This window comes from Candidatus Thermoplasmatota archaeon, from assembly GCA_030018475.1.
Taxonomy (GTDB): Archaea; Thermoplasmatota; JASEFT01; order JASEFT01; family JASEFT01; genus JASEFT01.
On record JASEFT010000021.1, the window covers coordinates 1 to 2,613 of the forward strand.

The window sequence follows — 2,613 nt, forward strand, 5'->3', positions numbered from 1 at the left end:
GCAAATCTCGTTAATACTTTGTATTAGCTCATCACTCAATATATAACCGTTTGTTAGTAAATATGTGTAAATGCCTAAAGCACGTAGTATCTCGGTTAATTTAAGTATCTCCAAATCGATTGTCGGCTCACCACCCATTAAAATCACTTTCTCAGCTTTGAGGGTAGTTAAAATTTTTAAAACCCGAGCTAAACTCAAGCGCTGAGTTTTATTTTTTGGTTCATCTTTATTTCTAAGATGGATATCATAACAATCTTTTTTCCTAATACATCCCAGACAGTTAAAATTGCAGCCGTCAAAGTAAACGCATGCTGTTTTTATCTTTGGTGTGTAAGTTATATGGTATACATTCATCTTAACACCTTTCTAAATTGGATAAGCACCGCATACCTTACAGTACTTACTACTCTCATAGGTGATAGTAGAGTTGCAGAAAGGGCATTTTTTACTTTTAGGATTTGTTGGATATGGTATTCCAACAACAGACCTATAAATCTCATAGTAATACAATTGCTCCTTATCCCTAATTTTTACTTTGTCTTGTTGATTGTATTTTTCTTTTCTCTCCCTAAATTCTCCATCGCATATCTTTGATTCTATAACTTTTGTAATTTGTGTGCTTCCGGAGCCAACCTCTATCGGTGTTTTAACTCGCCAAATAATTTCTTTAGGTAGAGCATTTTCAAATGCCTTGCGCAGAATAAATTTTCCGTAGATTTTTCCTTTTCTAGCCTGAATTTTAAACTTTCTTGCCAGTTCTAGAGCGAAGGAAACTATGTTCGAATCTAAATAGGGTGTTTTGATCTCAACGCCCAACCTCCTACCTAGCTCGACAGATGAAAAATGCATAACTTTTGATAGTCCCGATGTATAGTTATGCAACTCTTTTTCACTTTTATCGAACATATAAGAATAGCCTGCAAAAAGCTCGTCTGCGCCATCACCAGTCATTATAGATTTTGTGTGGTTAGCGCGTGCAAGTTTTAGCGCTAGATAGACAACCACACTATTCCTAAGTTCCATGGGATCAAATGTTTTGAGAATTTTTATCAGTTCAGGCATTGTTTGGAGAAGCCTATCTATACTGCCATAGTAAACGTGATGCTTAAGCTTCAGTTTTTTTGCAATTTTAGTGGAATATTTAATATCAGGAGCTTTAGGGTTTATCGCTATAGTGAAAGCCTTTAAGTGCTTATGTTTTGAGCCGAGATATGCTAAAATACTTGTATCCAGTCCGCCCGAAAGCAATATTCCGTCTGCCAGATTGTTCCTCACAGAGCCTTCAAGCAATGTTTTTAGCTTGGTAGTTAAGTCTCTCACGTCGCTATAGATAATTTGTAAACACATATATTTTGCTTTGCGGAAACCCTTTTTACCCTAGAGCTCAATCTCTATCTTCTATGGTAGCATGTCTAAAATGCGCCAAGCCTGCGATAACTTTCATTCGCTACTCAGGAGCGCATTTATGCAGAGAGCATTTTATAGATTTTTTTGAAAAAAGGGTTAAAGCAGAGTTTCGTAGACAGTGCTCCCTACAAGGTATGAAAAAGATTGCTATTGCTACAAGTGGCGGGAAAGATAGTACTGTTTTGCTTTTTGTTTTGAAAAAAATTTTAGGCTCTCGAAAAAATCTTGAACTTGTTTCTATAACTGTAGATGAAGGAATAAAAGGCTATCGCGATAGGAGTATTGCTGTGCTAAAGAAGAACTGCAAAGAGTGGGACGTCCCTCATTACGTAATATCTTTCAAAGATTTTTTCTATGAAATGGATGAAATTGCTAAAATTGCAAAAGATCTTTCTGCATGTTCCTACTGCGGAGTTTTCAGAAGATATTGTCTTAATAAAAAATCTAAAGAGCTCGATGCGCAACTACTTGCAACAGGCCATAACTTAGACGATACTATACAGTCTATTTTAATGAATATCGGAAGAGGCGATATTGAGAAGTTAGTACGTATAGCACCTCATGCAAGCTTACAGAAAGGGCTTATACCGAGAATAGCTCCTTTACGAATAATACCTGAAAAAGAAAATTATCTTTATGCTTTGCTTAATAAAATAAATTTCTATCGTAGTTCCTGTCCTTATGCAGAACTCGCAATTCGTAACTTATACCGTAAAATAATTTATGAATTAGAATCTCATTCGCCTGGCACAAGACATGCCATTCTAAAAACTTACGATTCTATTATTGAGGCACTAAGAAAAAGCCATCCTCAACCGAAGTTAAAGAAATGCGAAATTTGCAAAGAGCCTACGACTCAAGCAATATGTAGGGCGTGCGAGCTCGGTAAACGCATTAAGGTTGCGCAAAATTAAATAGAATGAACTCTCATACTCTTACCAAATAAAAATGTACGGAGAAAGAGAAATGCACAAGGCAATATGTGCTGACTGCGGCAAAGAGTGTGAAGTCCCCTTCAAGCCGAGCGGCGATAGGCCTGTGTACTGTAGGGAGTGCTATCAAAAGCACAGATCGGCAAGACGCGGAAGATATTAGAAGCAAAGTTCGGCTAGCAGAAGATTTGATTTGCCTGCGCATAACAGCTATAGAGTCAGGGAGAAAACCTTTCAACTAATTCTCACGCTAAAAGTCACTCTATAAACATTT

Annotated in this window: 4 protein-coding genes; 2 read left to right on the forward strand and 2 right to left on the reverse strand. The window is 37.0% G+C overall.

The features are described from left to right. Positions 1 to 354 (reverse strand): radical SAM protein (locus QMD21_03995; GenBank protein ID MDI6855928.1); only part of this gene is annotated, 354 nt, incomplete at its 3' end. A gap of 12 nt (positions 355 to 366) precedes the next feature. Continuing rightward, positions 367 to 1,347, reverse strand: coding sequence for an asparagine synthase-related protein (locus QMD21_04000; GenBank protein MDI6855929.1), 981 nt, complete (start codon positions 1,345 to 1,347; stop codon positions 367 to 369). 53 nt (positions 1,348 to 1,400) lie between these two features. Here QMD21_04000 and QMD21_04005 point away from each other — a divergent pair, with 53 nt between their 5' ends. Together QMD21_04005 and QMD21_04010 are read left to right on the forward strand one after the other, a co-directional pair. Next, complete coding sequence (locus tag QMD21_04005) at positions 1,401 to 2,321, forward strand: TIGR00269 family protein (protein ID MDI6855930.1); 921 nt, start codon at positions 1,401 to 1,403, stop codon at positions 2,319 to 2,321. Positions 2,322 to 2,355: 34 nt separating this feature from the next. Then, a complete protein-coding gene (locus QMD21_04010) occupies positions 2,356 to 2,502 on the forward strand; it encodes a hypothetical protein (protein ID MDI6855931.1) in 147 nt (48 codons plus the stop codon). Positions 2,503 to 2,613: the final 111 nt, after the last annotated feature.

Bases quoted from the DNA above. Each gene is read 5' to 3' on its own strand.
- QMD21_04000 (MDI6855929.1), bottom strand. From the start codon at position 1,347: ATGTGTTTACAAATTATCTATAGCGACGTGAGAGACTTAACTACCAAG.
- QMD21_04005 (MDI6855930.1), top strand. From the start codon at position 1,401: ATGGTAGCATGTCTAAAATGCGCCAAGCCTGCGATAACTTTCATTCGC.
- QMD21_04010 (MDI6855931.1), top strand. From the start codon at position 2,356: ATGTACGGAGAAAGAGAAATGCACAAGGCAATATGTGCTGACTGCGGC.